Below are 26,129 nucleotides of genomic sequence, written 5' to 3' on the forward strand. Positions count from 1 at the left end.
GTATCCGCATCGACGGTCAAGGGCGCGTGTGGCGGCGGCGCGGCCGTCACAAGCGTTGCAGCAATTGCGCGAAGGCCTCGGCGCTGGTGTCGACGTGCGCCGAGAGGCGATGGCTGTCGTCGACCAGCAGCAGGCGCGCGCGCCGCGACCAGGCCCAGTCGACCACTTCCTGCGCGGGGATCAGTTCGTCGTCCCAGCCGTGCAGGATCGTGGTCGGCACGCGCGCGGCTTCCAGGCGCGGCGCCGGCCCCATCCGCACCGGCGGCGCCATCAGGAACAGCCCGGCCACCGGCACCTGCAGCGAAACCAGGCCCGAGATGTAGGCGCCGAGGCTGGAACCGGCCAGCACCAGCGGGCCGCGCTGGGCGGCGGCCTGGGCCAGCGCGAGCAGGCGCTGCAGCCGCTGCGGCACGTCGCCGAGTTCGCTGACCTCGCGGCGCGCGTCCAGATCGGTGTAGTCCGGACGCTCGTGGCTCCAGCCCAGGCGTTGCGCGGCCTCGGCCAGGGCGGTGACCTTGGTGGCGTCGGGGCCGCTTTCGAAGCCATGGGAAAGGATGCAGTGTCCGCGCGTGCTCATGCGTGTCGGGGCGTCGTATCGGTGGGGGCCGGGACGGGACGGTCGCTCGGCGCAGCGGAGTTCAGTCGGCGAGCACGATCAGCGCGTCGCCGCGCCGGATGTGTCCGCCTTCGAGGATGCGCGCGCACAGGCCGCCGTGGCCGCGCATCGCGTTGTAGCCGCCGGGGCCGAGCGCGTCTTCCATGCGCGAGCAGGGATCGCAGTCCTCGGTGCCTTCCAGCAGCGCTTCGCCGAGGCGGAAGCGGCGGCCCTTGAGCGCCACCAGCGGCAGCCCGGACACCACCACGTTACGGCGCAGCAGGGCCGGCTCGACGCTGTCGCGGCCGGACAACGCGGCGATCGCCGGCAGGTGCTCGGCCTGGATCAGGGTCACGCCGCGCTTGCCGCTGCCACTGGCATAGCGGTCGCCGACCAGACCCAGGCCGGTCTGGGCCCAGGCTTCCTGGACCGGGTCCATCGGCACGTCGCGCTTCGGGCGCAAACCGATCCACTCCACCCGGCCGGGGCGCGGCAGGTTGGCCATCAGACGTCCTAGGGCGGAGTCGGCGGGCGGCAGGGACATGGGGGGCTCCGGTGCGAAGGCGAATGTTAGCATCCGCCCCCATGCCGCCCCTTTCGCCGCCGCGCGTGGAACCCCTGCCCTACGAGGCCCTGCTGGACGCGCGCGCGGCCGAGACGGTGGATCTGGTGGTGATCCATTGCACCGAACTGCCCGATCTGGCGACCGCGCGCGAGTACGGCGAGCGCGTGCTCTACCCGGCCTCGGGCACCGGCAACAGCGGCCACTACTACGTCGATCGCGACGGCAGCCTGCACCGCTACGTCGAGCCCTTGCGGGTCGCCCACCATACCCGCGGCTACAACCCGCGCTCGGTCGGGATCGAGCTGGTCAACAGCGGCCGCTACCCGCATTGGCTGGACTCGCGCCATCAGGCCATGGACGAGCCCTACACCGAGGCCCAGATCGAGGCCCTGATCGCGCTGCTGGCGCAACTGCGCGCGCAGCTGCCCGCGCTGCGCTGGATCGCCGGCCACGAGGACCTGGACACCACCCGGGTCGAGGCCAGCGACGATCCGAGCGTGCGGGTGCAACGCAAGCTGGACCCGGGACCGCGCTTTCCGTGGCCGCGGGTGCTGGACGCCTGCGGCTTGCAGCGGCTGCGCCCCGAAGCCTGAGCCGCAGCCCCCGCGCCCGCACCGGCGCCCGCAGGCCCCGGCGGGGCGCGCCGTATACTTCCGGACCGTACCGACCCTGCCGCGCACGCCCCATGACTTCATCGCCCGTCTCCGAACTGATCGAACTGCTGTCGCTGGAGCGGCTGGAAGACAACCTGTTCCGCGGCCAGAGCCGCGACATCGGCACCAAGTACGTGTTCGGCGGCCAGGTGCTGGGCCAGGCGCTGTCGGCCGCGCAGGCCACCCTGGAGGCGCCGCGCAGCGCGCATTCGCTGCACGCCTACTTCCTCAAGGCCGGCGACATCGAGGCCCCGATCGTTTACCAGGCCGACCGCACCCGCGACGGCGGCAGCTTCTCGGTGCGGCGGGTGACGGCGATCCAGCACGGCCAGCCGATCTTCTTCCTCGCCGCCTCGTTCCAGAAGGACGAGGACGGCGGCGAACACCAGCTGTCGATGCCGGAAGTGCCCAAGCCCGAGGACATCGCGCCGGCGCCGGCGGTGCCGCCGGAGGTGATGGCCACGCTGCCGACCAAGGTCCAGCGCTGGTTGTCGCGCCAGGGCCCGTTCGAGTTCCGCCACGTCTATCCGCGCGACGAGCTCAATCCGCCCAAGCGCCCTCCTTATCAGCAGGTCTGGTTCCGCCTCAGCGAGCCGGTCGGCGACGCGCCTGAGCTGCACCGCGCGCTGCTGGCCTACGCCTCGGATTTCCATCTGCTCGGCACCGCGACCTTCCCGCACGGGATCAGCTACTACCAGCCCAACGTGCAGATGGCCTCGCTGGATCACGCGCTGTGGTTCCATCGCCCGTTCCGCGCCGACGACTGGCTGCTGTACTCGATCGACAGCCCCAGCGCCCAGGGCGGACGCGGCCTGGCGCGCGGGCAGATCTACGACCGCCACGGCCATCTGGTCGCGAGCACCGCGCAGGAAGGCCTGATCCGGGTCGTGCAGGACGCCACCGCGGCCGCCCACGTGCCGTCGAAGGACTGAGATGAGACAGGTCTTTTCGAGCGCGCGCCTGGAAAACGTCGAGTCGGTGGCGCAGATGCTGCGCGACGCCGACATCGAAGTGCGGGTCACCCACAACCGCTCCTACAAGGGCAACCGCCGCAGCGGTTTCAGCTACAGCGACAACGATTCGCCCAAGCCGGCGGTGTGGGTGGTCAAGTCCGAGGATCAGGTGCGCGCGCGCGAGATCCTGCGCGCGGCCGGCCTGATCGATTCCACCCGCGGCGGCGAAGGCTATTCGGCGATCAGTTTCCGCGCCCCGGAGCAGATCGCGCCCGCGCGCAACCCGGCGCAGCAACGCGCGTTCCGGATCAAGCTGGCCCTGCTCGGCGGCATCGTGCTGGTACTGGTGCTGGCGATCGTGCATTCGCTGCGCGAAGACCCGGCCGAATCGGCGCTGGCCCAGCACCCGCTCGACGGCTCGGTCGCGGCGATCCCGCAGCCGCTGGCGGCGGCGGTGTTCGTGAAGGAGCTGAGCAAGGCCGCGCCGATCGACACCCTGTGCCTGTCGATCGACGGCAAAGACGTGTCCAAGGCCATGATCGACGCCATGCAGGCGCGGCTGCGCGGCCGTCGCGTGGTGCCGCTGTCGGAGTGCGTGCGCATTCCCGACGACGAGCAGGGCAGCGTGCATCGCGCGTCCGGACACCCGGCGCTGCTGGTCGACGTCAAGGCCTTCCGCCCGCAGACCCGCGAGTCCGGCACGATCGAGTACGAGGCCTATCACCATCGCATGTCGGCCGCGTACAAGACGCTGGAAGTGAAGTCGGTGGACGGGCAGTGGCAGGTGGCGCGGACGCTCAAGCACGTCGCGATGTAGTGGGGTTCTTGCGCGAAAGCGCTAAAAGCAAATCCCCCTCAATCCCCCTTTTTCAAAGGGGGAAGCGGTTCCGCCTCCTTGCGCAGGTACGCCCTCCTTTGGAAAAGGGTGAAGCGGTGCGGCTTACGAACCGTAGGTTCGTGCACGGCTGAACGCCTGCAGGCTGGGCGGGTTGGGGAGGATTTGCTCTTAGGCTGTAAGAGCCCGCAGCCCCCCGGTCACATCCGCCGCCCTCCGTCGTCCCGGTCCAGGTATCCCCGCCCGGACCCGCCATGACGACCTCGTCCCCTCTCTCCGCCGCCTGCCTCGCCCTCGCCGCGCTCCTCGACGTCCTGGGCCCCTTGCTCGTCGCCGCGATCGCCGCGGTACTGGCTATCCTGGGCGCGCTCGACGGCCACCCGACCGTCGCCGCCCTGCCCGCCTGCCTGAGCTGCCTGCGTTGAGCGCCTACCCGACCCCCGCCGCCGACGGCCTGATCGATGCCATCGATGCCGACCTGCCCGCCGCCGCGGCCGGCGATCGCGCCGCGTATTCGCGCATCGTCGCCGCCTGCCAGAACTCGGTCACCGCGATCGCGCTGGCGATCGTGCGCGACGTGCCGGCCAGCGAGGACATCGCCCAGGAGGCCTTCCTCAGCGCCTGGCAGAACCTGCGCCGGCTGCAGAGCCCGTCCAGCTTCCTGCCGTGGCTGCGTCAGATCACCCGCAACCTCGCCCGCGACCACCTGCGCAGCCAGCGGCGCGCGCCGCGCGGGGTCGACGACGTCGAGGCGGCGATCGAGGCCGCGGCCGACCCGCAGCCCAATCCCTGCGAGCGCTTGCTCGACGACGAGCGCCAGAACATGGCCGCCGATCTGATCTCGGCCCTGCCCGACGACAGCCGCGAAGTGCTGCTGCTGTACTACCGCGAAGGCCAGAGTTCGCAGCAGGTCGCGTCCCTGCTGGGCCTCAGCGACGCCGCCGTGCGCAAGCGCCTGTCGCGAGCGCGCGCCAGCGTGCGCGAGGAAATGTTGGCGCGCTTCGGCCGTTTCGCCGTCGACAGCGCGCCCTCGTTGGCCTTCACCACCATGGTCGCGACCGCGCTCACCGTCGCCAGCCCGCCGGCCGCCGCGGCCGGCCTGCTCACCGCCGGCGCGGCGGCCGGCGCCAAGACCTTCGGCCAGATCGTGCTGGGCGCGGCCGGCAGCATCGGCATCGCGGTGGTGGCGGCGTTCGCCGGCATCTACCTGGGCCTGCGCAAGCAGCTCAAGGGCGCGATCGACGACGCCGAGCGTTACGCGCTGGTGCGCAGCGCGGTGATCTGCGGTCTGGTCTCGATCGCGTTCGTGACCGCGCTGCTGCTGATCGCGCACAGCGGCGGCGGCGGCTGGTGGCTGCCCAGCCTGACCACACTGGGCTTCATCGTGGTGATCCTGTGGCAGACCGCGGTGGTGCAGCCGCGCATCCTGCGCCGCCGTCACGCTCTGGAAGCCGCGCGCGATCCGGTCGCGGCCGCGCGCCGGCGGCGCTGCGAACGCATCCAGGCCTGGATCGGCGTGGTCATCGGCGTGGGCTGCGGGGTGGGCGGACTGATCGCGGGTCTGATCCAGTCCGGTCGGCTGTAAGGCTTCGCCTCAGGCCCTGGACGCGATCGCGCGCAGGAAAACCCGCGCGCAAAAAAAGACCCGTGCCGCGGGACGCGGCACGGGAATCTGGAGGGGCAATCCTTCCATTCGCTACTACTGCTGGGTGCAACGTAAAACGCTTTGGGCAGCGGCCACCGATCAGCGACGCGGCGTAGGGCGCAGGTCCTCGCGGGTCAGATAGCCGTCGCGGTCCTCGTCCATGAAGGCGAAGGCCTTGGCCAGGCGCGGCATCTTCTCGCCGACTTCGATCTTGCTGAGCTTGCCGTCGTGGTTGAGGTCGGCTTCGGCGAAGTGCTGGTCGAAACGCTTGGCGCGCTCGGCCTCGCGCTGCGGGCGCTCGCGCTCGTGGTAGCTGCGCAGCTCGCTGCGCACCACGTAGCCATCGCGGTTGGCGTCGATCTGGGCGAACTTCTCGCCCAGCTTCGGCAGCTTGGCCGCTTCGGCCTGGCTGATGCGGCCGTCGCCGTCGGCGTCGGCGCCGATCAGCCCGCCCATGCCGCCGTGACGGCCATGGCCGCCGTGGCCGCCCTTGCCGCCGCGACCGCGGTGGGAGGGGCGCTCGTCGGCGCTGAGGCGGCCGTCGCCGTTCTTGTCCAGGGCGTCGAACTTCTCGGCCAGGCGCGGCATCGCCGCGGCTTCGGCGCGATCGATGGCGCCGTCGTTGTTGCGGTCCAGGGAGGGACGCTGCGGGCGGTCCGGGCCCTCGCCCTGCGGCGCGGCCAGGGCGGCGCCGGCGACTACCGCCGCCAGCGCGGCGACCAGCAAGGTGGAACGTTTCATTGCGGTGGCTCCTGCAAGGCGCCGGGCGGCGCCGATGCAGTGGTCAACGCCCGCGCCGGCGGTCGGTTGACACGCCGATGCCGGAAACGTGAACGCAGCGCTAGCGCCACGGCGCTGGGACGGCGCTATGCTGGCCCCATGGGCACCCAACCGCAGCCGGACAGCGAGGACCTGCGCCTGTTCCACACCGGCGAGCACGCCTGCGGCTATTGGCCGGAGCGCGTCGCCCGCGACCTGGTGCTGGACCCGCGCGATCCGCGCCTGCGCGCCTGGTACCCGCACGCCCTGGGCTGGGGTTTCCGCCGCTCCGGCGACATCGTCTACCGCCCGCACTGCGCCGGCTGCCGCGCCTGCGTGGCGGTGCGCATTCCGGTCGACCGCTTCGCGCCCGACCGCAGCCAGCGCCGCTGCCTGGCGCGCAACGCCGAAGTCGAGATGCGCGTGCGCCCGGCCGAACGCACCGAGGAACACCTGGCCTTGTACCGCCGCTACCTGTCCGCGCGTCATGCCGGCGGCGGCATGGACGGCCACGGCGCGGCCGAGTTCGACCAGTTCCTGATCGGCAGTTGGAGCGAAGGCCGCTTCCTGGAACTGCGCGAGCAGCGTCGCCTGATCGCGGTGGCGGTGACCGACGTGGTCGATACCGCCTTGTCGGCGGTCTACACCTTCTACGACCCCGACCTGGCCGAGCGCGGTCTGGGCACGCTGGCGATCCTGCGCCAGCTCGAATGGGCCAAGCGCGAACGCCGCGAACACCTGTACCTGGGTTACTGGATCGCCGGCCATCCGAAGATGGACTACAAGCGCCGCTTCCGTCCGCTCGAGGGCTTCGACGGCCACGAGTGGCGCGATCTGCACATACGCGACTTCATCAAGCTGTAACCGCGTTCCTTTACATAGGCAGGGATTTCGGATTCGACGCGCGCATCGCGACGCCGACCGGATGCGCGACGCGGCGACGGATCCCGCGCCCCACGAACCCCTGCGAAGCCCTCGTCATGAACTCATCCGCCTGGTCCCTGGCCGCTATTGCGGCCGCCTGCCTGTCGCTCGCCGCCTGCTCGCCCGCGAGCGGCAGCGGCGGCAAGATCGACGACGCGATCGGCGTCGTCCAATGCGACGAATACCTGGCCAAGGTCGCCGCTTGCATCAACCAGAAAGTGCCCGAAGCGCAGCGCACGCCGCTGCGCGCGAGCGTGTCCCAGGAATACGCGACCTGGAAGGAGGCGCTGGCCAACCCGGTCCACCGCGCCGCCCTGCCGCAGGCCTGCGCCATCGCCGAAGAGCAGGCCAAGGACGAATACGCGCGCTACGGCTGCGCGATGTGAGGCCCGCGCCGGTCGCGCGTGCGTGGCCCGAGCGATGCCGTTTTACGAGGCGCTAACACACAACTTCGCCGACTCGTGTACCTAGTGGCCCGTCGTGTACGCACGACCGAGTCGGCACTGTGTTCGGCATGGAGCCGCCGCCTACCATTCATTACGGGGATATTCGATGAAGCACACCGCTCTGATCCTGGCCGCCGCCTGCACCCTGGCGCTGGCCGCTTGCACCAAGCCGGCCGACAAGCCGGCCGACGCCGCCGCCGATCCGGCCGCCGCCACCGCCACCTCGACGCCGGCCGAAACCGCGCCGACCGACGTGGCCGCGCCCACCGCCACCTCGGTTCCGGCCGAAACCGCGCCGGCCGCGGTCGCGGCCGCCGACAGCGTCGGCATCCCCGAGTGCGACGACTATCTGAGCAAGGTCAACACCTGCCTGGCCGACAAGGTCCCGGCCGATCAGCGCGCGATGTTCCAGACCGGTCTGGACAGCAGCCGCACCGCGTGGAAGCAGGCCGCCGCCAACCCGGCCTCCAAGGCCGCGCTGGCCAGCACCTGCAAGACCGCGCTGGACCAGATGAAGACCGCGCTCGGCGCCTACGGCTGCGCCCTGTAATACGCGACAGCCCGTTGCGAACGACGCCCCGGTCCGCCGGGGCGTTTTTCGTTGCGGCGCCGCGGGGCCTGTCATCGATCGCGCACGCACGCATGCGATCATGCGCGCCATGCGCAACCGCCCCTTCCTGCTGATCCCCCTCCTGCTCGCCGCCTTCGCCGTCGGCTGCGTGCGCGTCCAGGTCCACGGCGGCCCCAATGCGGCGCAGGCCGGGACCATGAGCGAGACCGCCGGCGTGCGCATCGCCACCTACAACACCTCGCTGTACGACGACGCCGATGGCGGCCTGGTGCGCCGCCTGGAAGGCGACGATGCCGGCGCGCGCAAGATCGCCGCGGTGTTGCAGCGCGTGCGCCCGGACGTGGTCCTGCTCAACGAATTCGATTACGACGCCGACGGCCGCGCCGCCGATCTGTTCCAGCAGCGCTATCTCGACGTCGCCCAGCACGGCGGCGAACCGCTGCGTTACGCCTATCGCTACTTCGCGCCGGTCAACACCGGCGTGCCCAGCGGCCTGGACCTGGACCACGACGGCCGCGTCGGCGGCGACGGTCGCGCGCGCGGCAACGACGCCTGGGGCTACGGCCTGCACCCCGGCCAGTACGGCATGCTGCTGCTGTCGCGCTACCCGATCGACACCGCCCAGGCGCGCAGCTTCCAGTTGCTGAAATGGAGCGCCCTGCCCGGCGCGCGCCAGCCGCGCGATCCCGCCAGCGGTGCGCCCTGGTATCCGCCCGCGATCTGGTCGCAGCTGCGGCTGTCCTCGAAGTCGCATTGGGACGTCCCTGTGCGCACGCCGCGGGGCGTCATCCACATCCTGGCCTCGCATCCGACGCCGCCGGTGTTCGACGGCCCCGAGGACCGCAACGGCGCGCGCAACCACGACGAGCTGCGGCTGTGGGCCGAGTATCTGTCGGCCACCGACCAGCCCTGGCTGTGCGACGACCGCGGCCGGTGCGGCGGCCTGCCCGCCGATGCCGCGTTCGTGATCCTGGGCGACATGAACGCCGATCCCGTCGACGGCGACGGCGCGCGCGGCGCGATCGCGCAGTTGCTCGACCATCCGCGCGTCGACGCCGGCCACGTGCCGCGCAGCGCCGGCGCCCCGCAACGCGCAGCCGACTACGGCTTCCCGCGCAAGGGCGACACCGCCACCCACACCGGCGACTTCGGCCCCAAGTCCGGCACCCTGCGTTTGGACTACGTGCTGCCTTCGCGCGGTTTGAAGGTACTCGACACGGGCGTGTTCTGGCCCGCACGCGAAAGCGCGGACGCGGCGATCGCCGACGGCAGCGACCATCACCTGGTCTGGATCGACCTGGGCAAGCCGTAACCGCCCCGCATCCGGCATAGCGCGAAGGCATTCGCGCCTTCGGCGCTGCACTCCCCTCACCCTAACCCTCTCCCGCAAGCGGGAGAGGGGACGCTATCGCTGCGACTGCGACTGCGGCTGCGGCTGCGGCTGCGACTGTGACTACGACTGCGGCTGCGGCTGCGGTGCAGTTGCAGTTGCACTGGCACTTGCTGTTGTTGTTGTTGCTGCTGCCGTTGCCGTTGCCGTTGCCGTTGCCGCGGCATTGAAGTCCAAAAGCACCGCACTCACACAGACAACCGTAGACCCGAAGGGCGGCGCGCAGGACGCGCGCCGTTTTTCGAATGGACAAGGATGTCCATTCGAAAAATCACGCCGCCAGCCCCGAACCCGCAGGGGAGCTTTGGTCACGCTAGCCCTTCTCTTTGGTTACTTTCTCTTGGGCTAGCAAGAGAAAGTGACCCGCATGCGCAGCAGGCGGAAGCCTTTGACCTTCGGTCAGAAAAGACGACAGCAAAGCAACAGCAAATCCTCCCCAACCCTCCCTTTACAAAGGAGGGAGCTGGGAGCAATAGCTTGCTAGTGTTCAGCCACGCGCGAACCTGCGGTTCGTAAGCCGCGCAGCTTCACCCTTTTCCAAAGGAGGGAGCTAGGAGCAAGTGCCTGCCGACGTTCAATCGCGCACGAACCCGCGGTTCGTAAGCCGCACGGCTTTACCCTTTTCCAAAGGAGGGAGCCAGAAGCAAGACGCAGCCTTGCGGGCAGGAAGACGCCAAACGCACTGGACCTCCGGCTCCGCCGAAGCAAAGCCGAGCCCGCCTTCGCGGCGATGACGAGCGACAGCCAAACCTAAGCGAATTCAAAGAGCGAGAAGCGACGAGCCAGAGCCAACTTCAGATCCCAGGATCAGCTCAAGCCTCGGGCTTGCTCGCCGCCGCCGGCACGGGATCAACCGCAGGAGTCGCCTCGGGAGCCGCAGCCGCAGCCGGAGTCGGCGCCGGAGCCGGCGTCGCCGGCACCACCACCGCCGGCGCCGATGCCGCATGCGACGCATGCACCGGCCGCGGCCCGAAGCCGAAGGCCTCGTCGCTGCGCGCCGACACGATCATGCGCACCATGCTGGTCGGCACCATCAATTCCAACGACACCGGCCGACCTTCGCTGGTCTGCATCTCCAAGGTCATCTCGATCAGCGCACCCGCCGTGTCGATCTCACGACACAGCACATGCGGCCCGGCCGGCCCGTCGAGCAGATACGGCTTGATCGCCTCGCCCAACGCCTCCATCGCCTGCGGAAAAAGGAATACGGCGTAGCCTCGGGACTCTTCCATGGGCGGATCCCCCTGTCAGGATCGTGGTTCGAATGAAGGATGGATGCGCCTAGCGCAGCTCGATGTCCAGTGCCGCGGCCGCGCGCCGCGCGTGCTCGCGCGCACCGTCGATGTCCTCGGCCAGGGCCAGCGTCACCGCGACCCGGCGCTGACCTTCCACGCGCGGCTTGCCGAACAGGCGCAGCTGGGTATCGGCCTGGCTCAAGGCCGCGTCGACGCCGTTGAACACCGGCACGCCGTGGCCCTGCGCCAGCACCGCGCACGAGGCCGACGGACCGTGCTCGCGGATCAACGGAATCGGCAGACCCAGGATCGCGCGCGCGTGCAGCGCGAACTCGCTCAGGTCCTGCGAGATCAGGGTGACCAGGCCGGTGTCGTGCGGGCGCGGCGAGACCTCGCTGAACCAGACCTCGTCGCCCTTCACGAACAACTCCACGCCGAACACGCCCCAACCGCCGAGGTCGTCGGTGATGCCGCGCGCGATGCCCTGCGCGCGCGCCAGCGCGCGCGTCGACATCGGCTGCGGCTGCCAGCTCTCGCGGTAGTCGCCGTCGCGCTGGAGATGGCCGATCGGCGCGCAGAAGGTGGTGCCGCCGACATGGCGCACGGTCAGCAGAGTGATCTCGTAATCGAAATCGATGAAGCCCTCGACGATGACCCGGCCGGCGCCGGCGCGGCCGCCGGTCTGGGCGTAGTCCCAGGCCTTGTCGATGTCGTCGGCGCTGCGCACCAGGCTCTGGCCCTTGCCCGAGGACGACATCACCGGCTTGACCACGCAGGGCACGCCGATCTCGGCGACCGCGGCACGGTAATCGTCCAGCGTGTCGACGAAGCGGTAGGGCGAGGTCGGCAGGCCCAGGGTTTCCGCGGCGAGGCGGCGGATGCCTTCGCGGTCCATGGTCAGGCGCGCCGCGCGCGCGGTCGGGATCACCCGGGTGTGGGTGCCGCGCTCGGCGAATTCCTGTTCCAGCTCGACCAGGGTCTGGGTGTGGATGGCCTCGATCTCGGGCACGATCAGATGCGGCCGCTCGGCGGCGATCAGCGCGCGCACGGCCTGGCCGTCCAGCATGTCCAGCACGTGGCTGCGGTGCGCGACCTGCATGGCCGGCGCGTCGGCGTAGCGATCGGCCGCGATCACCTCCACCCCGTAGCGCTGCAGTTCGATCGCCACCTCTTTGCCGAGTTCGCCCGAACCGAGCAGCAGCACGCGGTATGCGTGCGGGGACAAAGGCGTACCGAGGGTGATCATGCGCGTTCCTGAGAGGGGGCCGTAGGCTGACGCTAGTCTAACTTTCCGCGCGCCCGACCGGGTCCGGATCTGTATCGACGCGGGGGCCGCATGCGATGCTGTGGGCATGCCGCGTTCCGTGCCGCTACCGCTGCGCGCCGTCGTACTTGCCGCAGCCCTGGCCGTGGCGAGCGCCTGCGCGCGTCACGAGCCCGGCGAATCCGGCAGCGAGCTCAGCGGCATCCTGGTCGACGGCCAGCTCGACGAGATCAGCGGCCTGGCCGCCTCGCGCCGCCACCCCGGCGTGCTGTGGATGATCGACGACGGCGGCAATCCCGAACGCCTGTTCGCGGTCGCCGACGACGGCGAGCGTCTGGCCACCTTCCGCATCGAGGGCGTGACCAAGACCGACTGGGAAGACGTTTCCTCGTTCCGCCTGGGCGGCCGCAACTATCTGTTGATCGCCGACACCGGCGACAACGGCGGCCTGCGGCGCAGCCTGCAACTGCACATCGTCGAGGAGCCGGCCAAGCTGGAGAACGCGCGCCTGCGTCCGGCCTGGTCGATCGCGTTCCGCTGGCCCGACGGCGCGCGCGACTGCGAGGCGGTGGCGGTGGACGCCGCCAATGGCCGCATCCTGCTGATCTCCAAGAAGCGCCAGCCGCCGGAACTGTTCACCCTGCCGCTGCGCCCGGCCGGCACCGGCCTGCTCACCGCGCAACGCAGCGGCGCCCTGGCCGGGGTGCCGCAGCCCAGCGCCGAGGCCCTCAAGCGCAACCCGCGCAGCGCGCGCCTGCAAAGCCAGGTCACCGCCGCCGACGTCTCGCCCGACGGCCGCACCCTGGCGGTGATGACCTACCGCTATCTGCTGCTGTACCCGCGCCGCGGCGGCCAGAGCTGGAGCGCGGCCGTGGCCGCGCCGCCGAAGCTACTGACCCTGCCCTGGCTGCCGCAGGCCGAAGCCCTGGGCTGGTCCGCCGACGGCCGCAGCCTGTACGCGACCGGCGAATTCGTGCCGGCGCCGCTGTACCGCATCACGCCCTAGCCCCCGCCTCCCTGTAGGAGCGGCGCAAGCCGCGACCGCGCAAGTGAAACGCCGGCGCCTCGGTCCCGTACGCCGTTCAACCTCCCATCGCCCCTCCGCCTGCGATCCTGCGCCGCACCGTGCGGGGTCGTGGTCGCGGCTGGCGCCGCTCCTACCCTCAGGACCCGGATCAGGCGCCCTACCGCTCGTCCGAAACCGCTTGCGATACTTGATATCGTTTTGATATCACATGTCGAACCCACCGACGACGCGAGCACGCGCCATGAAAGAGAACCCGACCCACTCCCTGCCCGGGATCCCGACCCTGCTGTTCCTACTGCTGGTCGGCGCCTTCGGCTTCTGGCTGTTCATCGGCGGGGTCGCGGCCAAGGCCGACCTGCAGATCGGCGCCGCCATCGTCGTCGGCATCCTGGTGTTCCTGGCCCTGACCGGCCTGTACAAGGTCGAACCCAACCAGGCCGCGGTGCTCAGCCTGTTCGGCAAGTACGTCGGCACGGTCAAGGACAACGGCCTGCGCTGGAACAACCCCTTCTACGCCAAGAAGAAGATCAGCCAGCGCGTGCGCAACTTCGAGAGCGGCAAGCTCAAGGTCAACGAACTCGACGGCAGCCCGATCGAGATCGCCGCGGTGATCGTCTGGCAGGTGGTCGATTCGGCCGAGGCGGTCTACAACGTCGACGACTACGAAAGCTTCGTCCACATCCAGTCCGAGTCGGCGCTGCGCGCGATGGCCACCAGCTATCCCTACGATCAGCACGAGGACGGCCAGTTCGCGCTGCGCAGCCACGCCGCCGAAATCTCCCAGCACCTCAAGGACGAGCTGGCCGAACGCCTGGCCGACGCCGGCGTGCAGGTCAACGACGCGCGCATCAGCCACCTGGCCTACGCGCCCGAGATCGCCCACGCCATGCTGCAGCGCCAGCAGGCCAATGCGGTGATCGCCGCGCGCACCCGCATCGTCGCCGGCGCGGTCGGCATGGTCGAAATGGCGCTGGCCGAGCTGCAGAAGAACGGCGTGGTCCAGCTCGACGAAGAACGCAAGGCGCAGATGGTCAGCAATCTGCTGGTGGTGCTGTGCGGCGACCGCAGCACCCAGCCCATCGTCAATGCCGGCACCCTGTATTGAGGCGAGGCACGCATGGATCCGTCCACCCAAGCGCTGCTGCTGCCCGCGATCATCGTGGTCAGCGGGCTGCCGATCCTGATCGCCGCGGTGCTGGTCGCGCGCGGCAACCTGCACCTGCTCAACGGCCTGGATGCCTCGCGCCTGCGCGATCCGGCCGCCACCGCCGCGCGTTTCGCACGATTGCTGGCGCTGATGGCGATCGCGATCTTCGTATCCGCGCTGGGCTACTACTGGGCGCACGGCGACGACGGCCGCACGCTGTGGGTCACCGTGGCGCTGCTGGTCGCGGTCAACGGCCTGGCCGTGGCCCTGATGCTGGCGCTGGCCCGGGCCAAGCGCGACTACCGCAAGCCGCGCGACGACGAACGGGCCGGCCGCCGGTGAGCGAGAAGAAAGCCTACCCGCTGCGCATCAACGCCGACGTGCTGGCCGCGGCGCAGCGCTGGGCCGACGACGAACTGCGCTCGCTCAACGCCCAGATCGAATACCTGCTGCGCGACGCGCTGCGCAAGGCCGGAAGGCTGCCCCACCCAAAACCCGCAAACCCTGAAGGAACGGACGACGCATGAACCACACGCAATGGAAATACCACGTCACCGAGATCGGCCTGCAGCTGTTCGGCGCTTCCGCCTTCGACCGCATCCGCGAGGAGCTCGACAAGCGCGGCGCCCTGGGTTGGGAGCTGGTCACGGTCGCTCACAATTCCAACAACTCCAGCACCTGGCTGTACTTCAAGAAGCCGGCCTGACCGCGGGCGGCGAATCGCCGCCGCGCACTACCTGGGAGCCCGTCATGCTGCACATCGTCAAACTGATCGAACGCCGTTATCCGCGCCAGGGCGAGGCCCGTCCGGCGCCGCTCGCGCGCCTGGCCACGGTGGCGCTGCTCGCGCTGTCCGCGGCCGCGCTGATGGCCGGCGTGCTGTTGCAACTGCGCTGAGATGAGCCGCTACGCCGTGTCCGCACCGGGACCGGGCGCCGCGCTGGTGCCCGCGGTCTCGCTGCTGCTGGTGCTGATCGGCATCGTCTTCGCCGTGCTGCGCGCGCCGCAGGATCCCAAGGTGCTGCAGTTGCTGTGGATCGCGCTGCCGGTGCTGGCCCTGGTCGGCGGCCTGATCTGGCTGGGCGCGCGGCGCCGGTCGGTGGAACTGGAATCCGGCCTGCTCATCGTCAAGGCCGGGCCGCATACCGTGCGGGTCGCGGTGGCCAAGCTGGACCTGGAACGCGCGCGCATCGTCGACCTCGATGAACACCTCGGCCTGCGCCCCTCGATCAAGACCTTCGGCACCGCCCTGCCCGGCTACCAGGCCGGCTGGTTCCGCATGCGCGATCGCTGGCGCAAGGCTTTCTACCTGCTGACCCAGCGCCGGCGCGTGCTGTGGCTGCCCGAGCGCGACGAGGGGCCCTCGCTGCTGCTGTCGCTGGAGCAACCGCAGGCTCTGCTGGAGGCGCTGCAGGACGTGGCAAGGCGCGCCCGCAGCCGTTAACCTGCGCGCATGCGCGGCATAGTTCCGGTACTGATCAACACGCCCGAGATCGAGCTCTGGCCCGGCGGCCTGTTGCGCGCGCGCAGCAACCACGACGCGCGCGCGCTGGCGCGCGCGCGCCACGTGCTGCGGCGCAAGCGCGACGGCCAGTACCTCGCCGCCGACCTGCCCGAAGGCCTGCTGCCGCTGATCCCGCACCTGGGCCACGAGCCCGGCCTGGACGCCGCGCTGGACGCGCTGGAGCACTACAGCCAAAGCCGCCGCGCCGGTCTGGAGCGCGTGCGCGAGCTGCCGCTGGATCGCCTGGAAGAACGCCTGCACGCGCTGGGCCTGGACGAGGGCTACGGCGAGCGCACCGGCCTGGCGCTGGTGCCCGAACCCGACCGCCTGGGTTTCGCCGGCCACGACCGCTACCGCCGCCCGCTGTGGCTGCATCCGCTGGCCGCGCGCGCCTGGGCCCACCTGCACGCGGCCGCGCTGCGCGACGGCGTGGTGCTGGAAGCGATCTCCGGCTACCGCAGCCACGACTACCAACTGGGCATCTTCGAACGCAAGCTCGCGCGCGGCCAGAGCGTCGAACAGATCCTCACCGTCAACGCCGCGCCCGGTTACAGCGAGCACCACTCCGGCCTGGCCCTGGACATCGGCGCGCCCGACGAACCGCCGGCGGAGGAATCCTTCGAGCGCACCGCCGCCTTCGCCTGGCTGCGCGCGCAGGCCGGCGGCTACGGCTTCGTCATGAGCTACCCGCGCGACAATCCGCACGGCATCGTCTACGAACCCTGGCACTGGCGCTTCGCCGCGCCCTGACTCGTCGCCATCGTGGCCTCGGGCTAGGATGCAGGCCCGCGCCGCGCGCGCCGCTCCGGGAGTGCCGCCTTGATCACCTGCTATCTGCGCTACGTGCTGGACCCGGCCAAGCTGGCCGAATTCGAAACCTACGCGCGCATGTGGATTCCGCTGGTCGCGCGTTTCGGCGGCACCCACCACGGTTACTTCCTGCCCGGCGAAGGCCCCAGCAACATCGCCCTGGCGCTGTTCTCCTTCCCCAGCCTGGCCGAGTACGAGCGCTACCGCAGCCGCGCCGCGCAGGACCCGGACTGCCAGGCCGCGATGCGCTACTACGAAGACACGCGCTGCTTCCTCAGCTACGAACGCAGCTTCTACCGCCCGGTCTTCGAGTGAGCGCGCGATGAGCGAGGTCGAGGTGCGCCTGCTCGGCCGCGACGAGATCGCGGTGCTGGAGCGCGTCGCCGCCGACGTGTTCGACCACGCCATCGACCCGCGCTGGGCCGGCGAGTTCTTCGCCGACCCGCGCCACCATCTCGCGGTCGCGCTGCTCGACGGCGTGGTCGTCGGCATGGCCTCGGCCCTGCATTACGTGCACCCCGACAAGGCGCCGGCGCTGTGGATCAACGAGGTCGGCGTGAGCGCGGCGCAACAGCGTCGCGGCATCGGCAGGCGTTTGCTGCAGGCCCTGATCGCGCATGCGCGCGCCCTGGGCTGCACGGAGGCCTGGGTCGGCACCGAACTCGACAACGCCGCCGCGCGCGGTCTGTACGCCTCGGTCGGCGGCCAGGAGGCGGCGATGGTGGTGGTCGGCCTGCCCTTGGATCGGGTCGACTGAGCGCATGCCGTTCACCCCCATCCACCTCGGCCCCGGTCTCGCCTTCAAGGCCATCGGCGGGCGCCATTTCAGTTTCATGGTGTTCGGCGGCGCGCAGGTGCTGATGGACATCGAGCCGCTGATCGGCATTCTGCGCGGCTGGGCCGTCCTACACGGCCGCACCCACAGCCTGCTCGGCGCCTTGCTGATCGGTCTGCTCGCGGGCGCGATCGGACGGCCGATCAGCGCGACCTGCCTGCGCTGGCTGCGCATCCCGCATGCGCCGTTCACCTGGCGCGCCGCGTTCGCGGGCGGCCTGATCGGCACCTACTCGCACGTGCTGCTGGACGCGATCATGCATTACGACATGCAGCCGGCCTGGCCGCTGTCGCCGGCCAATCCGCTGCTGCGCTGGATCTCCGTGGACGAACTGCATCTGTGGTGCGTGGGCCTGGGGCTGTGCGGCATCGGCCTCATGGTCGTGCGGGCGGCCTGGAACCGCCTGGAGTAAGCCGCCGCGCCCGCGGCGTCGACCGGCCCGCTTCGGGCACAATGGGTCGGACCCGCTGTGTTCGGCGACCGCCTCCCACCCGATCACCACTCATGACGCCGCGCACTCTGGCCGAGGGCCACGCCCAGCCCCGCAACAACTTCAACCTGATCCGCCTGGTCGCCGCCTGGCTGGTGATCTACGGCCACAGCTACGCGGTCACCGCCAGCGGCGGCCAGGACCTGCTGCTGCAACTGGTGCGGATCAAGTTCGCCGGCGGCATCGCGGTGGACATGTTCTTCGTCATCAGCGGCTTTCTGATCGCGGCCAGTCTGGAGCGCAACCGCCTGCCCGGGTATCTGGCCGCGCGCGCGCTGCGCATCTTCCCGGCCCTGATCGTGTGCGTGGCCTTGTCGGTGCTGGTGTTGGGCCCGCTGCTGAGCACCGCGGCCGACTACTGGCGTTCGCCGGTCACCTGGAAATACCTGAGCGCCAACGCCCTGCTCAGCCGCGACACCCAGTACTTTCTGCCCGGCGTGTTCGAGACCCTGCCCAGCCACGCCATCAACGGCTCGCTGTGGTCGCTGCCGATCGAAGTGCGTCTGTACCTGTGGCTGGCGCTGATCGGGCTGCTGCGCTTGCTGCCGCGCCTGCGCTTCAACCTGCTGTGCCTGGGCCTGCTGGTGTTCGGCTTCGCCAAATACGGCGGCCAGAGCCTGTCGCCGGAGAAGATCAACTGGCTGTACTGCACGGCCTACTTCCTCACCGGCAGCCTGGCCTGGGTCAACCGCGACCGCGTGCCCTTGCGCTGGTGGCTGCTGGTCGCGGTGCTGGCGGCGGCCGCGCTGCTGCGCGGCGGCAGCTACTACTACCTGGGCTACTTCGTCGCCCTGAGCTACACCACGCTGTTCCTGGCCTTCGTGCCACGGCTGCCGCAGATCCGCCGCACCGATCTGTCCTACGGGCTGTATCTGTACGGCTGGCCCGCGCAGCAGTTGGTGCAGTACTACGCGCCCAGCACCGGGCCGCTGATGAATACCCTGTGGGCGACCCTGATCGCGGGCATGCTGGCGGCACTGTCCTGGCACTTGGTCGAACGCCCGGCGCTGCGTCTGAAATCGCGCTTCGGCGGCCGCAGCGATCCGCATGCGCCGGCGGTGGCCGACGACGCCGCCATCGCGCCGGCCGCGGCGCAACGCGAATGAGCGCGTCCGACGACGAGGCGGTGCTCGCGGCCTGGCACCGCAATGCCGCGCCTTGGACGCACAGCGTGCGCGCGGGCGGCATCGAGAGCCGGCGCCTGGTCACCGACGCCGCGATCGTGGACGCGGTGTTGCGGCAGGCGCCGCGCACGCTGCTGGACCTGGGCTGCGGCGAAGGCTGGCTGGCGCGCGCGCTGGGCGCGCGCGGCATCGCGGTCACCGCCGTGGATGCGGTGCCGGCACTGGTCGACGCGGCGCGCGCGGCCGGCGGTGGCGAACGTTATCTCGCGCTGTCCTACGCGCAGATCGCGCAAGGCGCGCTGGACGCGCGCTACGACTTGGCGGTGTGCAACTTCTCCCTGATCGGCGAGGCCGAGGTCGAGACCCTGCTGGCTGCCTTGCCCGGCCTGCTGCACGCCGACGGCCGCGCGATCGTGCAGACCCTGCACCCGATCGTCGGCTGCGGCGATCCGCCCTATGCCGAGGGCTGGCGCGCGGGCTCCTGGGCCGGCTGCGACGGCGACTTCGCCGATCCCGCGCCCTGGTACTTCCGCACCCTGGGCGGCTGGCTGGCCCTGCTCGCGCGCTGCGGCCTGCGCACCGTCGCCTTGGAGGAACCGCTGCATCCGCACACCGGCAAGCCGGCCTCGTTGATCCTGATCGCCGAGCCGATTCGCACTCGTAGCGCCCATCCGCAACCATAGGATGCGGTGAGCGTGGCGAACCGCATCGCATCGCGCGGCGGAACCCGCGAAGGTGTGTGGGTCGCGATGATGCGGTTCGCTTTGCTCACCGCATCCTACGGAATGCGTCCGAATGCGGACCGACCGGGTTGATCCGGATCGCGGAATCGGTTCCTGCGGACCTTGCCTGGCGCCGACGCTCGTAGGATGTGGTGAGCGTAGCGAACCGCATCGCGTTGCGTGGCGGAAATTGCCTAGGTGCGTGGGCGCGATGATGCGGTTCGCTGCGCTCACCGCATCCTATGGGGCGCGGGGGATCAATCCTGCGAGCGTTTGGTCTCGGTCTTGCTCGGCGCCGCCAGGTCGGCGATGCGCCACAGATACAGGCTGGCGTAGGTGCGGTACGGGCCCCAGCGCTCGCCGATCTCGATCAATTCCTTGGGCGTGGGCATGAGCGCGGCCTTGTCCACCGCCTGCGCGCCCTTGCGGATACCCAGATCGTCCACCGGCAACACGTCAGGGCGGCCTAGCCGGAACATCAGCATCATTTCCACCGTCCAGCGCCCGATGCCGCGGATCGGCACCAGCGCCTCGACGATGGCGTCGTTGTCCATCACGCTCATGCGGCGCAGATCCGGAATCTCGCCGCGCGATTCGCGCGCCGCCAGATCGCGCAGTGCGAGCAGTTTGTTGCCCGACACGCCGCAGGCGCGGATGGTGGCGTCGTCGCAACGCGCCAGCGTGTCGCAATGGAAACGGTCGCTGGCGATCGCCGCCTCGACCCGTCCCACGATGGTCGCGGCGGCCTTGCCGCTGAGCTGCTGATAGAGGATCGCGCGCGCCAGCGCGTCGACAGGATCGAAACGCTTGCGCCAGCGCGGGTCGGGCGCGATCGCGCCGACCCGCTTCATCCACGCGCCGAGCTTGCGATCGCGTTTGGCCAGATGGGCGTAGGCGGCCTCGGTGTCGAAGCCGCGGCTGTGGCGCGGCATGGCTCAGCGCCTCGCCGCGTCGGCCGCGTACAGCAGCCAGGCCAGGATCATCAGGCTGCCGCCGAACGGCAGCATGCGCGTGCTGGTGCCGAAGAAGTAGGCCGAGGCCAGGCCGCCGGCGAACAGCAGCACGCCGATCAGCAACGTCGCCAGCGCGATCCGCGCCAGCCGGCGCGCGGCCGCGGGCGCGAGCGCGGCCAACGCGATGCCGTGACCGAAGGCGAACAGCGCCGCCATCTGCAGGCGCGACTGCGCGGTCGGGTCGGCGACATGCGCGGCATACGCCGACAGCGCCACCGACAGCGCGGCGAGCAGCGCGCCGGCGACGGCCAGCGCGCGCGTGGAAGGAAGCGTGGAGGTGGGCGACGTCATGCGAAGGGTCCGCTCGTGCGTGTCGGCACGATAGCAGGCGGGGTGCGCGTGGCAAGCGGCGCAGCTTGCGATTCGGTGTGGCGGTGAGTTCGGGTTTGGGCGTGTTCGGCGGCTGCGTGGCCAGTCGAATTCCACCGGTAACGAATCGTGGCTTACGCCGCTCCCACAGAAAGCCGAAGCCGCGTCGCCGCTTTCTGCGGGAGCGGCGTAAGCCGCGATCGCCACTCCGGTGCTGGAGCCGATCCATCCGCCGAACGACCCCATAAAAAAACGCGCCGCGGAATCCGCGGCGCGTTCGGTATAGCGCATGGCCGGAAAGCTTATTCCTTGACGGTCCAGTACACGTCGTAGTCGCCTTCCTCGGTGAAGCTCTTCTCGACGCCGGCCTTCCAGGTCTCGTACGGACGGTCGATGGTCTCGTCGCCCTGGGTCATGGCCCAGGCGCGCAGTGCGTCGCGGACCTTGGCCAGGTTGGCCATGTGGCCCTTGAACGGGACGGTGGCGACCTTGGCCGGGCCCAGGAACACCGACTTGACCGGGCCTTCCAGGTTGACCTTCAGCTCGGTGGCCGGACCGGTCGCGCCGATCTTGCGCACCGGCTGGGCGACGTCGAACGAATAGGTCTCGGTGCCGAACTCGTTGGTGATGATGCGCACCGGACCGGCGGCTTCCAGGCCATTGGCGGCCATCACCTTCTTGATCCACTCGATGTTGCTGTTCATCTGGGCCTGGACCTTGGCGTTGTCGCGGTCCACGGCGGCGGTGACGATCAGCAGGTTCTCGGATTCGCGCTGGACGAACTTCGGCTTGTTGGCCGGGTTGTCCTTGCTCAGGTCGGCGTAGTCGAGGTTCGGCACCGCGGCCAGCATGTTGCTCAGGCGCGAGAGGCCGAGCTTGATGTCTTCGCCGACGCTGCTGCTGACGTACAGACCGGAATAACGGCCCAGCATGTTCCAACCGTATTCGACGTCGTAGGTCTGGGTGATCTCGACGTTGCGGTTGTTGCGGCCGGTCGGACGCAGGGTGAATTCGGTGCGCTTGTTGTTGCCGCGCAGGATGTCGTCGATCTTGTAGGCGACGCGCTTACCCGGCTCGGAAGCGGTGATTTCCCAGCTGCCGTCGCCCAGGTTCTTTTCCTTGGAGGAGTACTCGAGGCGCGCGCCCACGCCGGCATCCGGGCCGACCAGCTTCAGCTGCATGTTCGGGTCTTTCATGACCAGCGGATTCCAATCCTTGAACCGGTGCAGGCTGTTCAAGGTGTCGAACACGATCGTCATCTTGCGGTTGGTCTCAACCGAGTGCGACAGGTGGCGGCTGGACGGCAGCACGACGCCGACGACCAGGAACAGCACGGCGACGATCGCCAGGGAAATCAAAAACTCGATCAGACGGGTCATTCAGGTTTCTCCAAGGCCGGGACCCGGATCGGGCCGGGGCGCAGACCCACAATCGTATCAAGGAAGCTGCAATCGGGGCAGTCATACGTCGCAACCGGCCGATGCGGGCAAGCCGGGGCCGGGGCACGGCCCGGACCGGGGTCCGGCGAAATCGCAAGCTACGGCAAAGCACGGTGCGAGGACGCGCAGCGAACGCGTCGCCAGGCGCATCGATCGGGGCCGGATAGTGGGCGCAACGGGCGCGCTAAGGCCCTGCCGGCGAGGCCCGGCGGCCGCGCCGGGCCGGTGGATCGCAAGCCTCAGACCCACGGCAGCTCGAAGGCCTTGCGCACGCCCGGGTACGGTCGCGCACGCCGAGTTTGGGGAGCGGCCGTCGCGTGCGAGCCACCGGCTCGCACGGCCGCGAACGCCCGGCGCGCTGCGCCGGGCCGGACGCCCGACGATCAGACCAGCTGCAGCTCGAAGGCCTTGAGCACGGCCCGGGTGCGGTCGCGCACGCCGAGCTTGGAAAGAATGTTCGACACGTGATTCTTGATCGTGCCCTCGGCCACGCCCAGGGAGTTGGCGATCTCCTTATTGGAGAAGCCGCCGGCCATCAGGCGCAGGATCTCGGTCTCGCGCTCGGTCAGCGGATCCGGGCGGTCCAGGCTGACGAAATCGTTGCGCATGTGCTCCAGGCCCGACAGCAGGCGCTGGGTCACCGCCGGCTGCACCAGCGAACCGCCGTCGGCCACGGCCTGGATCGCGCCGACCAACTGCTCCAGGGACACGTCCTTGAGCAGGTAGCCCTTGGCACCGGCCTTGAGCCCGGCGAGCACCAATTGGTCGTCGTCGAAGGTGGTCAGGATGATGGTCGGCGGCAGGTTGCCGGCCCGGGCCAGGGCCTGCAGCGCCTCCAGGCCGGACATCACCGGCATGCGCATGTCCATCAGGACCACGTCCGGACGCACCTGCGGGACGATCTCGACCGCCTGGCGGCCGTCGCCGGCCTCGGCGACCACTTCGATGCCCTCGGCCAGCGCCAGCAGCGAGCGCACGCCCTGGCGTACCAGGGTCTGGTCGTCGACGAGCAGGACGCGGATGGTGCGGGCGGGACGGGCATTGTCGGAGCTGGGGGTCATGCGGTGACTCCTTCACAGGCGGCGGCCGCAGCCGCCGAGGCCGGCAACATGAGATGCAGGCAAAAGCCCGCCTCCGGCCGGGTTTCGATACGCAGATCGCCGCCGTACTGGACCAGACGCTCGCGCATGCCGCGCAGGCCGTTGCCGGAGACGGGATTGTCGGCGCCGTGGCCGTCGTCGCGCGCGTCCATCACGATGCAGTCCTTGTGGCGACGCACCTGGATGTCGAGATGACGCGCGCCGGCGTGGCGCACGGCGTTGGTGATGATTTCCTGGGTGCAGCGCATCAGCACGTGGGCGCGCTCGGGATCGTCCAGGGTCAGCGGGGACTCGATGTCCATGCGGATATCGAGCGCGGGTACGTTTTCGGCCAGCGGCCGCAAGGCCACCGCCAGGTCGATCGCGCCGTTCTCGCGCAATTGGCTGACCGCTTCGCGCACGTCGGTCAGCAGCAACCTGGCCAGAGTATGCGCCTGCTGCACGTGTTCCTTGGCGCGGCCGTCGGACAGGTGGCCGGCGACCTCCAGGTTCAGGCTCAGCGCGGTCAGGTGATGGCCGAGCAGGTCGTGCAGCTCGCGCGAGATGCGGGTGCGCTCGTTGATGCGCGCGCTCTCGGCCAGCAGGGCGCGGGTGGCGCGCAGTTCGGCGTTGAGGCGGCGCTGCTCCTCGCGCGCCTGGGTCTGCTGCAGGGCGACCAGCGCGGTCACGAACACGAAGCTGGAGAAGCCCATGTACAGCAGCGACTGCAGCACCGCCACCAGCGGCGGGATGTCCAGCGCCTGCACGAACACCGGGGTGATCGCCAGGTTGCCCACCAGCAGCCAGACGATGCCCACGCGCAGCGGCAGCATCCACGGCAGCAGGCCAGCGATGACCATGAACAGCACGCTGCCCAGGCCGGTATTGGAGTAGTAGCTGACCCCGATCGCGCAGCCGGTCAGTACCAGCAGCAACAGATGATCGACGACGCCGGTCTGGCGTTCGCCCAGGGAACGGGTGATCCACCAATAGACGACGCCGAAGGTCAGGTAGACCGCGACCCAGCGCAGCACCTGCAGGTAGACCGGCACCAGCGACTGGCCCGGCTCGAGCTGGAAATAGCCCGGGTCCAGCCAGATCGAGAGCAGCCAGCAACCCAGCAGGCCCCACGTGAACAGGCCCGCATAGCGCAGCAATCGGGTATGGGTGAGGCGTGCCAGCATGAACGCATGCTAACGGCTGCGGCCCGCCCCGGAGCCGTCCGAAAGTAATGGAACGCCTGAGGGCGCCGTCCAGCGGCCCGATTCGGCATCTCGCCGCCCGACCACCGCGGCGGTCGCCCGGAGGGGGCTGCCATGCGATAATCGGCCCGCCGGCCACCTATTTCGTGGCCGGCTTCGAATACTGGAGCCCGGAATGTCGATCGTCGTCCGCGACGTGCGTGAGCACGAGCTGGATTCCGTCCTTGCACTGAACAACGCCGCCGGACCCGCCATCCTGCCGTTGGATGCAGCCAGACTGCGCCACTTCTTCGACCGCGCCGAGTACTTCCGGGTCGCCGAGCGCGACGGAACCATGGCCGGTTTCCTGATCGGCATGGGCAGTCATTGCGAGCACGACAGCAGCAATTTCCGCTGGTTCCGCGAGCGCTATCCGGACTTTTTCTATATCGACCGCATCGTGGTCGCCAGCCGCCGTCGCGGCGGCGGCGTCGGTCGCGCGTTCTATGCCGACGCCCAGAGCTATGCCGAGCTGCGCTACCCGCAGCTGGCCTGCGAGGTGTTCCTGGAAGGTGGCAACGACCCGGCCCTGCTCTTTCACGGCAGCTTCGGCTTCCGCGAAGTCGGCCAGCACGTGATGGCCGAGGCCGACGTGCGCGCGGCGATGCTGATGAAGCCCCTGTGCAGCTACGCCTGGGTGCGCGACACCTACGGCGACCAATTGCCCGACCAGCCCTGGCTGACCCGTCCGCGCATCGCCCTCGCCCACGACGACTCCCTGGCGCAGCGCCCGACGGGCACCTGCCCATGAGCGTGGCGGTGGATTACGAACAGGCGGGCGAACTCAAGATCGGCCAGGTCGGCATCGCCAACCTGCGCGTGCGCACGCTCGACGTCGCGCGCCTGATCGAGGAAATGCGCGGCCGCGTGCAGCGCGCACCCAAGCTGTTCGGGCGCGCCGCGGTGGTGATCGACTTCGGCGGCCTCAGCCATACCCCGGACGCGGCCACCGCGCAGGCCTTGCTGGATGGCCTGCGCGCCGCCGGCGTGCTGCCGGTCGCCCTGGCCTACGGCACCAGCGAGACCGAGCGCCTGTCCGAAGCGCTGGGCCTGCCGCTGCTGGCCAAGTTCCGCGCCCAGTACGAGCGCGGCGACGAGGAAGCCGCGCCGGCACCCGCCGCGCCGGCCGCCGCGCCCGCTCCGGCGCGTCGCGAAGCCCCGGCACCCGCGGCGCCGGCCAAGCCGGCCGCCGCCGCGGCCGCGCCCGGACTGATCCAGTCCGCGCCGGTGCGCTCGGGCCAGCAGATCTACGCCGAAAACCGCGACCTGACCGTGCTGACCGCGGTCGGCGCCGGCGCCGAGGTGATCGCCGACGGCTCGGTGCATATCTATGGCCCGCTGCGCGGGCGCGCCCTGGCCGGCGCGCAAGGCAATCCGCAGGCGCGCATCTTCTGCCGCGAGTTCTATGCCGAACTCGTGGCGATCGCCGGCCACTACAAAGTGCTGGAAGACATTCCCAAGACCCTGCGCGGCAAGCCTGTGCAGGTCTGGCTCGAAGACGAACAAATCATGATCGCGGCGCTGGATTGAGGCCGCACTTTAGGAGGAATACAA

General features: G+C 70.0%; 34 protein-coding genes. 24 read left to right on the top strand and 10 right to left on the bottom strand.

The annotated features are described in order from the left end of the window. Positions 1-46 precede the first annotated feature (46 nt). On the bottom strand, positions 47-577 hold the full coding sequence (locus BMZ45_RS09720; protein WP_091635607.1) for an alpha/beta family hydrolase: 531 nt from the start codon (positions 575-577) through the stop codon (positions 47-49). A 61-nt stretch (positions 578-638) separates the two neighbouring features. Beyond that, complete coding sequence (locus BMZ45_RS09725; protein ID WP_091635610.1) at positions 639-1,139, bottom strand: MOSC domain-containing protein; 501 nt, start codon at positions 1,137-1,139, stop codon at positions 639-641. Between the two features lie 41 nt (positions 1,140-1,180). Between BMZ45_RS09725 and BMZ45_RS09730 the strand changes: the two genes are divergently transcribed. From BMZ45_RS09730 to BMZ45_RS22195, 5 genes are all read left to right on the top strand, one after another. Then, positions 1,181-1,753 carry an N-acetylmuramoyl-L-alanine amidase gene (locus BMZ45_RS09730; protein WP_091635613.1) on the top strand — a complete coding sequence of 191 codons (573 nt, stop codon included), beginning with the start codon at positions 1,181-1,183 and terminating at the stop codon, positions 1,751-1,753. Between the two features lie 92 nt (positions 1,754-1,845). Continuing rightward, the gene (tesB, locus tag BMZ45_RS09735) at positions 1,846-2,745 is read left to right on the top strand and encodes an acyl-CoA thioesterase II (RefSeq protein WP_091635616.1); all 900 of its coding nucleotides are present in this window, start codon (positions 1,846-1,848) and stop codon (positions 2,743-2,745) included. Between the two features lies 1 nt (position 2,746). Next, entirely contained in the window at positions 2,747-3,583 is an 837-nt protein-coding gene (locus BMZ45_RS09740) for a hypothetical protein (protein ID WP_091635618.1), read from the top strand. Between the two features lie 272 nt (positions 3,584-3,855). Then, positions 3,856-4,026 carry a hypothetical protein gene (locus BMZ45_RS21635; protein ID WP_175489021.1) on the top strand — a complete coding sequence of 57 codons (171 nt, stop codon included), beginning with the start codon at positions 3,856-3,858 and terminating at the stop codon, positions 4,024-4,026. Positions 4,027-4,055: 29 nt separating this feature from the next. Continuing rightward, positions 4,056-5,186, top strand: a complete 1,131-nt coding sequence (locus BMZ45_RS22195) for a sigma-70 family RNA polymerase sigma factor (RefSeq protein ID WP_091636384.1) — start codon at positions 4,056-4,058, stop codon at positions 5,184-5,186. 159 nt (positions 5,187-5,345) lie between these two features. Here BMZ45_RS22195 and BMZ45_RS09750 read toward each other — a convergent pair whose 3' ends face one another. Further along, complete coding sequence (locus BMZ45_RS09750) at positions 5,346-5,987, bottom strand: EF-hand domain-containing protein (protein WP_091635621.1); 642 nt, start codon at positions 5,985-5,987, stop codon at positions 5,346-5,348. A gap of 138 nt (positions 5,988-6,125) precedes the next feature. Here BMZ45_RS09750 and BMZ45_RS09755 point away from each other — a divergent pair, with 138 nt between their 5' ends. From BMZ45_RS09755 to BMZ45_RS09770, 4 genes are all read left to right on the top strand, one after another. Continuing rightward, positions 6,126-6,869, top strand: a complete 744-nt coding sequence (locus BMZ45_RS09755; protein WP_091635623.1) for an arginyltransferase — start codon at positions 6,126-6,128, stop codon at positions 6,867-6,869. 116 nt (positions 6,870-6,985) lie between these two features. Then, a complete protein-coding gene (locus BMZ45_RS09760; RefSeq protein WP_091635626.1) occupies positions 6,986-7,315 on the top strand; it encodes a hypothetical protein in 330 nt (109 codons plus the stop codon). A 166-nt stretch (positions 7,316-7,481) separates the two neighbouring features. Beyond that, complete coding sequence (locus tag BMZ45_RS21640) at positions 7,482-7,925, top strand: hypothetical protein (RefSeq protein WP_091635629.1); 444 nt, start codon at positions 7,482-7,484, stop codon at positions 7,923-7,925. A gap of 109 nt (positions 7,926-8,034) precedes the next feature. Then, positions 8,035-9,258 (top strand): endonuclease/exonuclease/phosphatase family protein, encoded by a 1,224-nt coding sequence (locus tag BMZ45_RS09770; protein ID WP_091636387.1) that lies wholly within the window; start codon positions 8,035-8,037, stop codon positions 9,256-9,258. Positions 9,259-10,148: 890 nt separating this feature from the next. Here the strand turns inward: BMZ45_RS09770 and BMZ45_RS09775 are convergent. Together BMZ45_RS09775 and purT are read right to left on the bottom strand one after the other, a co-directional pair. After that, positions 10,149-10,568: a hypothetical protein gene (locus tag BMZ45_RS09775; protein ID WP_091635631.1), complete on the bottom strand. Its 420-nt coding sequence runs from the start codon at positions 10,566-10,568 to the stop codon at positions 10,149-10,151. Positions 10,569-10,617: 49 nt separating this feature from the next. Further along, positions 10,618-11,817 carry a formate-dependent phosphoribosylglycinamide formyltransferase gene (purT, locus tag BMZ45_RS09780; protein WP_091635634.1) on the bottom strand — a complete coding sequence of 400 codons (1,200 nt, stop codon included), beginning with the start codon at positions 11,815-11,817 and terminating at the stop codon, positions 10,618-10,620. Between the two features lie 106 nt (positions 11,818-11,923). Between purT and BMZ45_RS09785 the strand changes: the two genes are divergently transcribed. The 13 genes from BMZ45_RS09785 (at position 11,924) to BMZ45_RS09840 (ending at position 19,455) form a co-directional block, all read left to right on the top strand. Next, a complete protein-coding gene (locus BMZ45_RS09785; RefSeq protein ID WP_091635637.1) occupies positions 11,924-12,841 on the top strand; it encodes a hypothetical protein in 918 nt (305 codons plus the stop codon). 262 nt (positions 12,842-13,103) lie between these two features. Next, complete coding sequence (locus tag BMZ45_RS09790) at positions 13,104-13,967, top strand: SPFH domain-containing protein (protein ID WP_056173098.1); 864 nt, start codon at positions 13,104-13,106, stop codon at positions 13,965-13,967. Between the two features lie 12 nt (positions 13,968-13,979). Next, entirely contained in the window at positions 13,980-14,351 is a 372-nt protein-coding gene (locus BMZ45_RS09795; protein ID WP_091635640.1) for a hypothetical protein, read from the top strand. Then, positions 14,348-14,536 (top strand): hypothetical protein, encoded by a 189-nt coding sequence (locus BMZ45_RS09800; protein WP_056173091.1) that lies wholly within the window; start codon positions 14,348-14,350, stop codon positions 14,534-14,536. The genes BMZ45_RS09795 and BMZ45_RS09800 overlap by 4 nt, the downstream gene beginning before the upstream one ends. Then, positions 14,533-14,715 carry a DUF4177 domain-containing protein gene (locus BMZ45_RS09805; RefSeq protein WP_091635643.1) on the top strand — a complete coding sequence of 61 codons (183 nt, stop codon included), beginning with the start codon at positions 14,533-14,535 and terminating at the stop codon, positions 14,713-14,715. The genes BMZ45_RS09800 and BMZ45_RS09805 overlap by 4 nt, the downstream gene beginning before the upstream one ends. Positions 14,716-14,759: 44 nt before the next feature. Beyond that, positions 14,760-14,906 (top strand): hypothetical protein, encoded by a 147-nt coding sequence (locus tag BMZ45_RS21645; RefSeq protein WP_175489022.1) that lies wholly within the window; start codon positions 14,760-14,762, stop codon positions 14,904-14,906. Between the two features lies 1 nt (position 14,907). After that, entirely contained in the window at positions 14,908-15,453 is a 546-nt protein-coding gene (locus BMZ45_RS09810; protein WP_091635645.1) for a hypothetical protein, read from the top strand. 9 nt (positions 15,454-15,462) lie between these two features. Beyond that, positions 15,463-16,263 (top strand): M15 family metallopeptidase, encoded by an 801-nt coding sequence (locus tag BMZ45_RS09815; protein ID WP_091635648.1) that lies wholly within the window; start codon positions 15,463-15,465, stop codon positions 16,261-16,263. A 69-nt stretch (positions 16,264-16,332) separates the two neighbouring features. Next, positions 16,333-16,638, top strand: coding sequence for an NIPSNAP family protein (locus tag BMZ45_RS09820; RefSeq protein ID WP_091635650.1), 306 nt, complete (start codon positions 16,333-16,335; stop codon positions 16,636-16,638). Positions 16,639-16,645: 7 nt separating this feature from the next. Beyond that, a complete protein-coding gene (locus BMZ45_RS09825) occupies positions 16,646-17,080 on the top strand; it encodes a GNAT family N-acetyltransferase (protein WP_091635653.1) in 435 nt (144 codons plus the stop codon). A 4-nt stretch (positions 17,081-17,084) separates the two neighbouring features. Continuing rightward, entirely contained in the window at positions 17,085-17,570 is a 486-nt protein-coding gene (locus tag BMZ45_RS09830) for a metal-dependent hydrolase (protein WP_091635656.1), read from the top strand. Positions 17,571-17,662: 92 nt separating this feature from the next. Then, on the top strand, positions 17,663-18,754 hold the full coding sequence (locus BMZ45_RS09835; RefSeq protein ID WP_175489023.1) for an acyltransferase family protein: 1,092 nt from the start codon (positions 17,663-17,665) through the stop codon (positions 18,752-18,754). Continuing rightward, positions 18,751-19,455 carry a class I SAM-dependent methyltransferase gene (locus BMZ45_RS09840; RefSeq protein WP_091635660.1) on the top strand — a complete coding sequence of 235 codons (705 nt, stop codon included), beginning with the start codon at positions 18,751-18,753 and terminating at the stop codon, positions 19,453-19,455. Before BMZ45_RS09835 ends, BMZ45_RS09840 begins: the two co-directional genes overlap by 4 nt. A gap of 296 nt (positions 19,456-19,751) precedes the next feature. Here the strand turns inward: BMZ45_RS09840 and BMZ45_RS09845 are convergent, their stop codons facing one another. From BMZ45_RS09845 to BMZ45_RS09865, 5 genes are all read right to left on the bottom strand, one after another. After that, positions 19,752-20,426, bottom strand: a complete 675-nt coding sequence (locus BMZ45_RS09845) for a DNA-3-methyladenine glycosylase family protein (protein ID WP_091635663.1) — start codon at positions 20,424-20,426, stop codon at positions 19,752-19,754. A 3-nt stretch (positions 20,427-20,429) separates the two neighbouring features. Then, the gene (locus BMZ45_RS09850; protein WP_091635666.1) at positions 20,430-20,798 is read right to left on the bottom strand and encodes a DUF423 domain-containing protein; all 369 of its coding nucleotides are present in this window, start codon (positions 20,796-20,798) and stop codon (positions 20,430-20,432) included. A gap of 320 nt (positions 20,799-21,118) precedes the next feature. After that, positions 21,119-22,195 carry an SRPBCC family protein gene (locus tag BMZ45_RS09855; RefSeq protein ID WP_091635670.1) on the bottom strand — a complete coding sequence of 359 codons (1,077 nt, stop codon included), beginning with the start codon at positions 22,193-22,195 and terminating at the stop codon, positions 21,119-21,121. A gap of 443 nt (positions 22,196-22,638) precedes the next feature. Next, positions 22,639-23,316, bottom strand: coding sequence for a response regulator (locus BMZ45_RS09860; RefSeq protein WP_056173064.1), 678 nt, complete (start codon positions 23,314-23,316; stop codon positions 22,639-22,641). Then, the gene (locus BMZ45_RS09865) at positions 23,313-24,518 is read right to left on the bottom strand and encodes a sensor histidine kinase (protein WP_091635673.1); all 1,206 of its coding nucleotides are present in this window, start codon (positions 24,516-24,518) and stop codon (positions 23,313-23,315) included. The genes BMZ45_RS09860 and BMZ45_RS09865 overlap by 4 nt, the downstream gene beginning before the upstream one ends. 193 nt (positions 24,519-24,711) lie before the next feature. On the opposite strand from BMZ45_RS09865, the gene BMZ45_RS09870 reads away from it, so the two are divergent. Together BMZ45_RS09870 and minC are read left to right on the top strand one after the other, a co-directional pair. Then, positions 24,712-25,326, top strand: a complete 615-nt coding sequence (locus BMZ45_RS09870) for a GNAT family N-acetyltransferase (protein WP_056173054.1) — start codon at positions 24,712-24,714, stop codon at positions 25,324-25,326. Beyond that, a complete protein-coding gene (gene minC / locus BMZ45_RS09875; protein ID WP_091635676.1) occupies positions 25,323-26,105 on the top strand; it encodes a septum site-determining protein MinC in 783 nt (260 codons plus the stop codon). Before BMZ45_RS09870 ends, minC begins: the two co-directional genes overlap by 4 nt. Positions 26,106-26,129 lie beyond the last annotated feature (24 nt).

The sequence above is a fragment of the Lysobacter sp. cf310 genome (assembly GCF_900114355.1).
Lineage (GTDB): Bacteria > Pseudomonadota > Gammaproteobacteria > Xanthomonadales > Xanthomonadaceae > Lysobacter.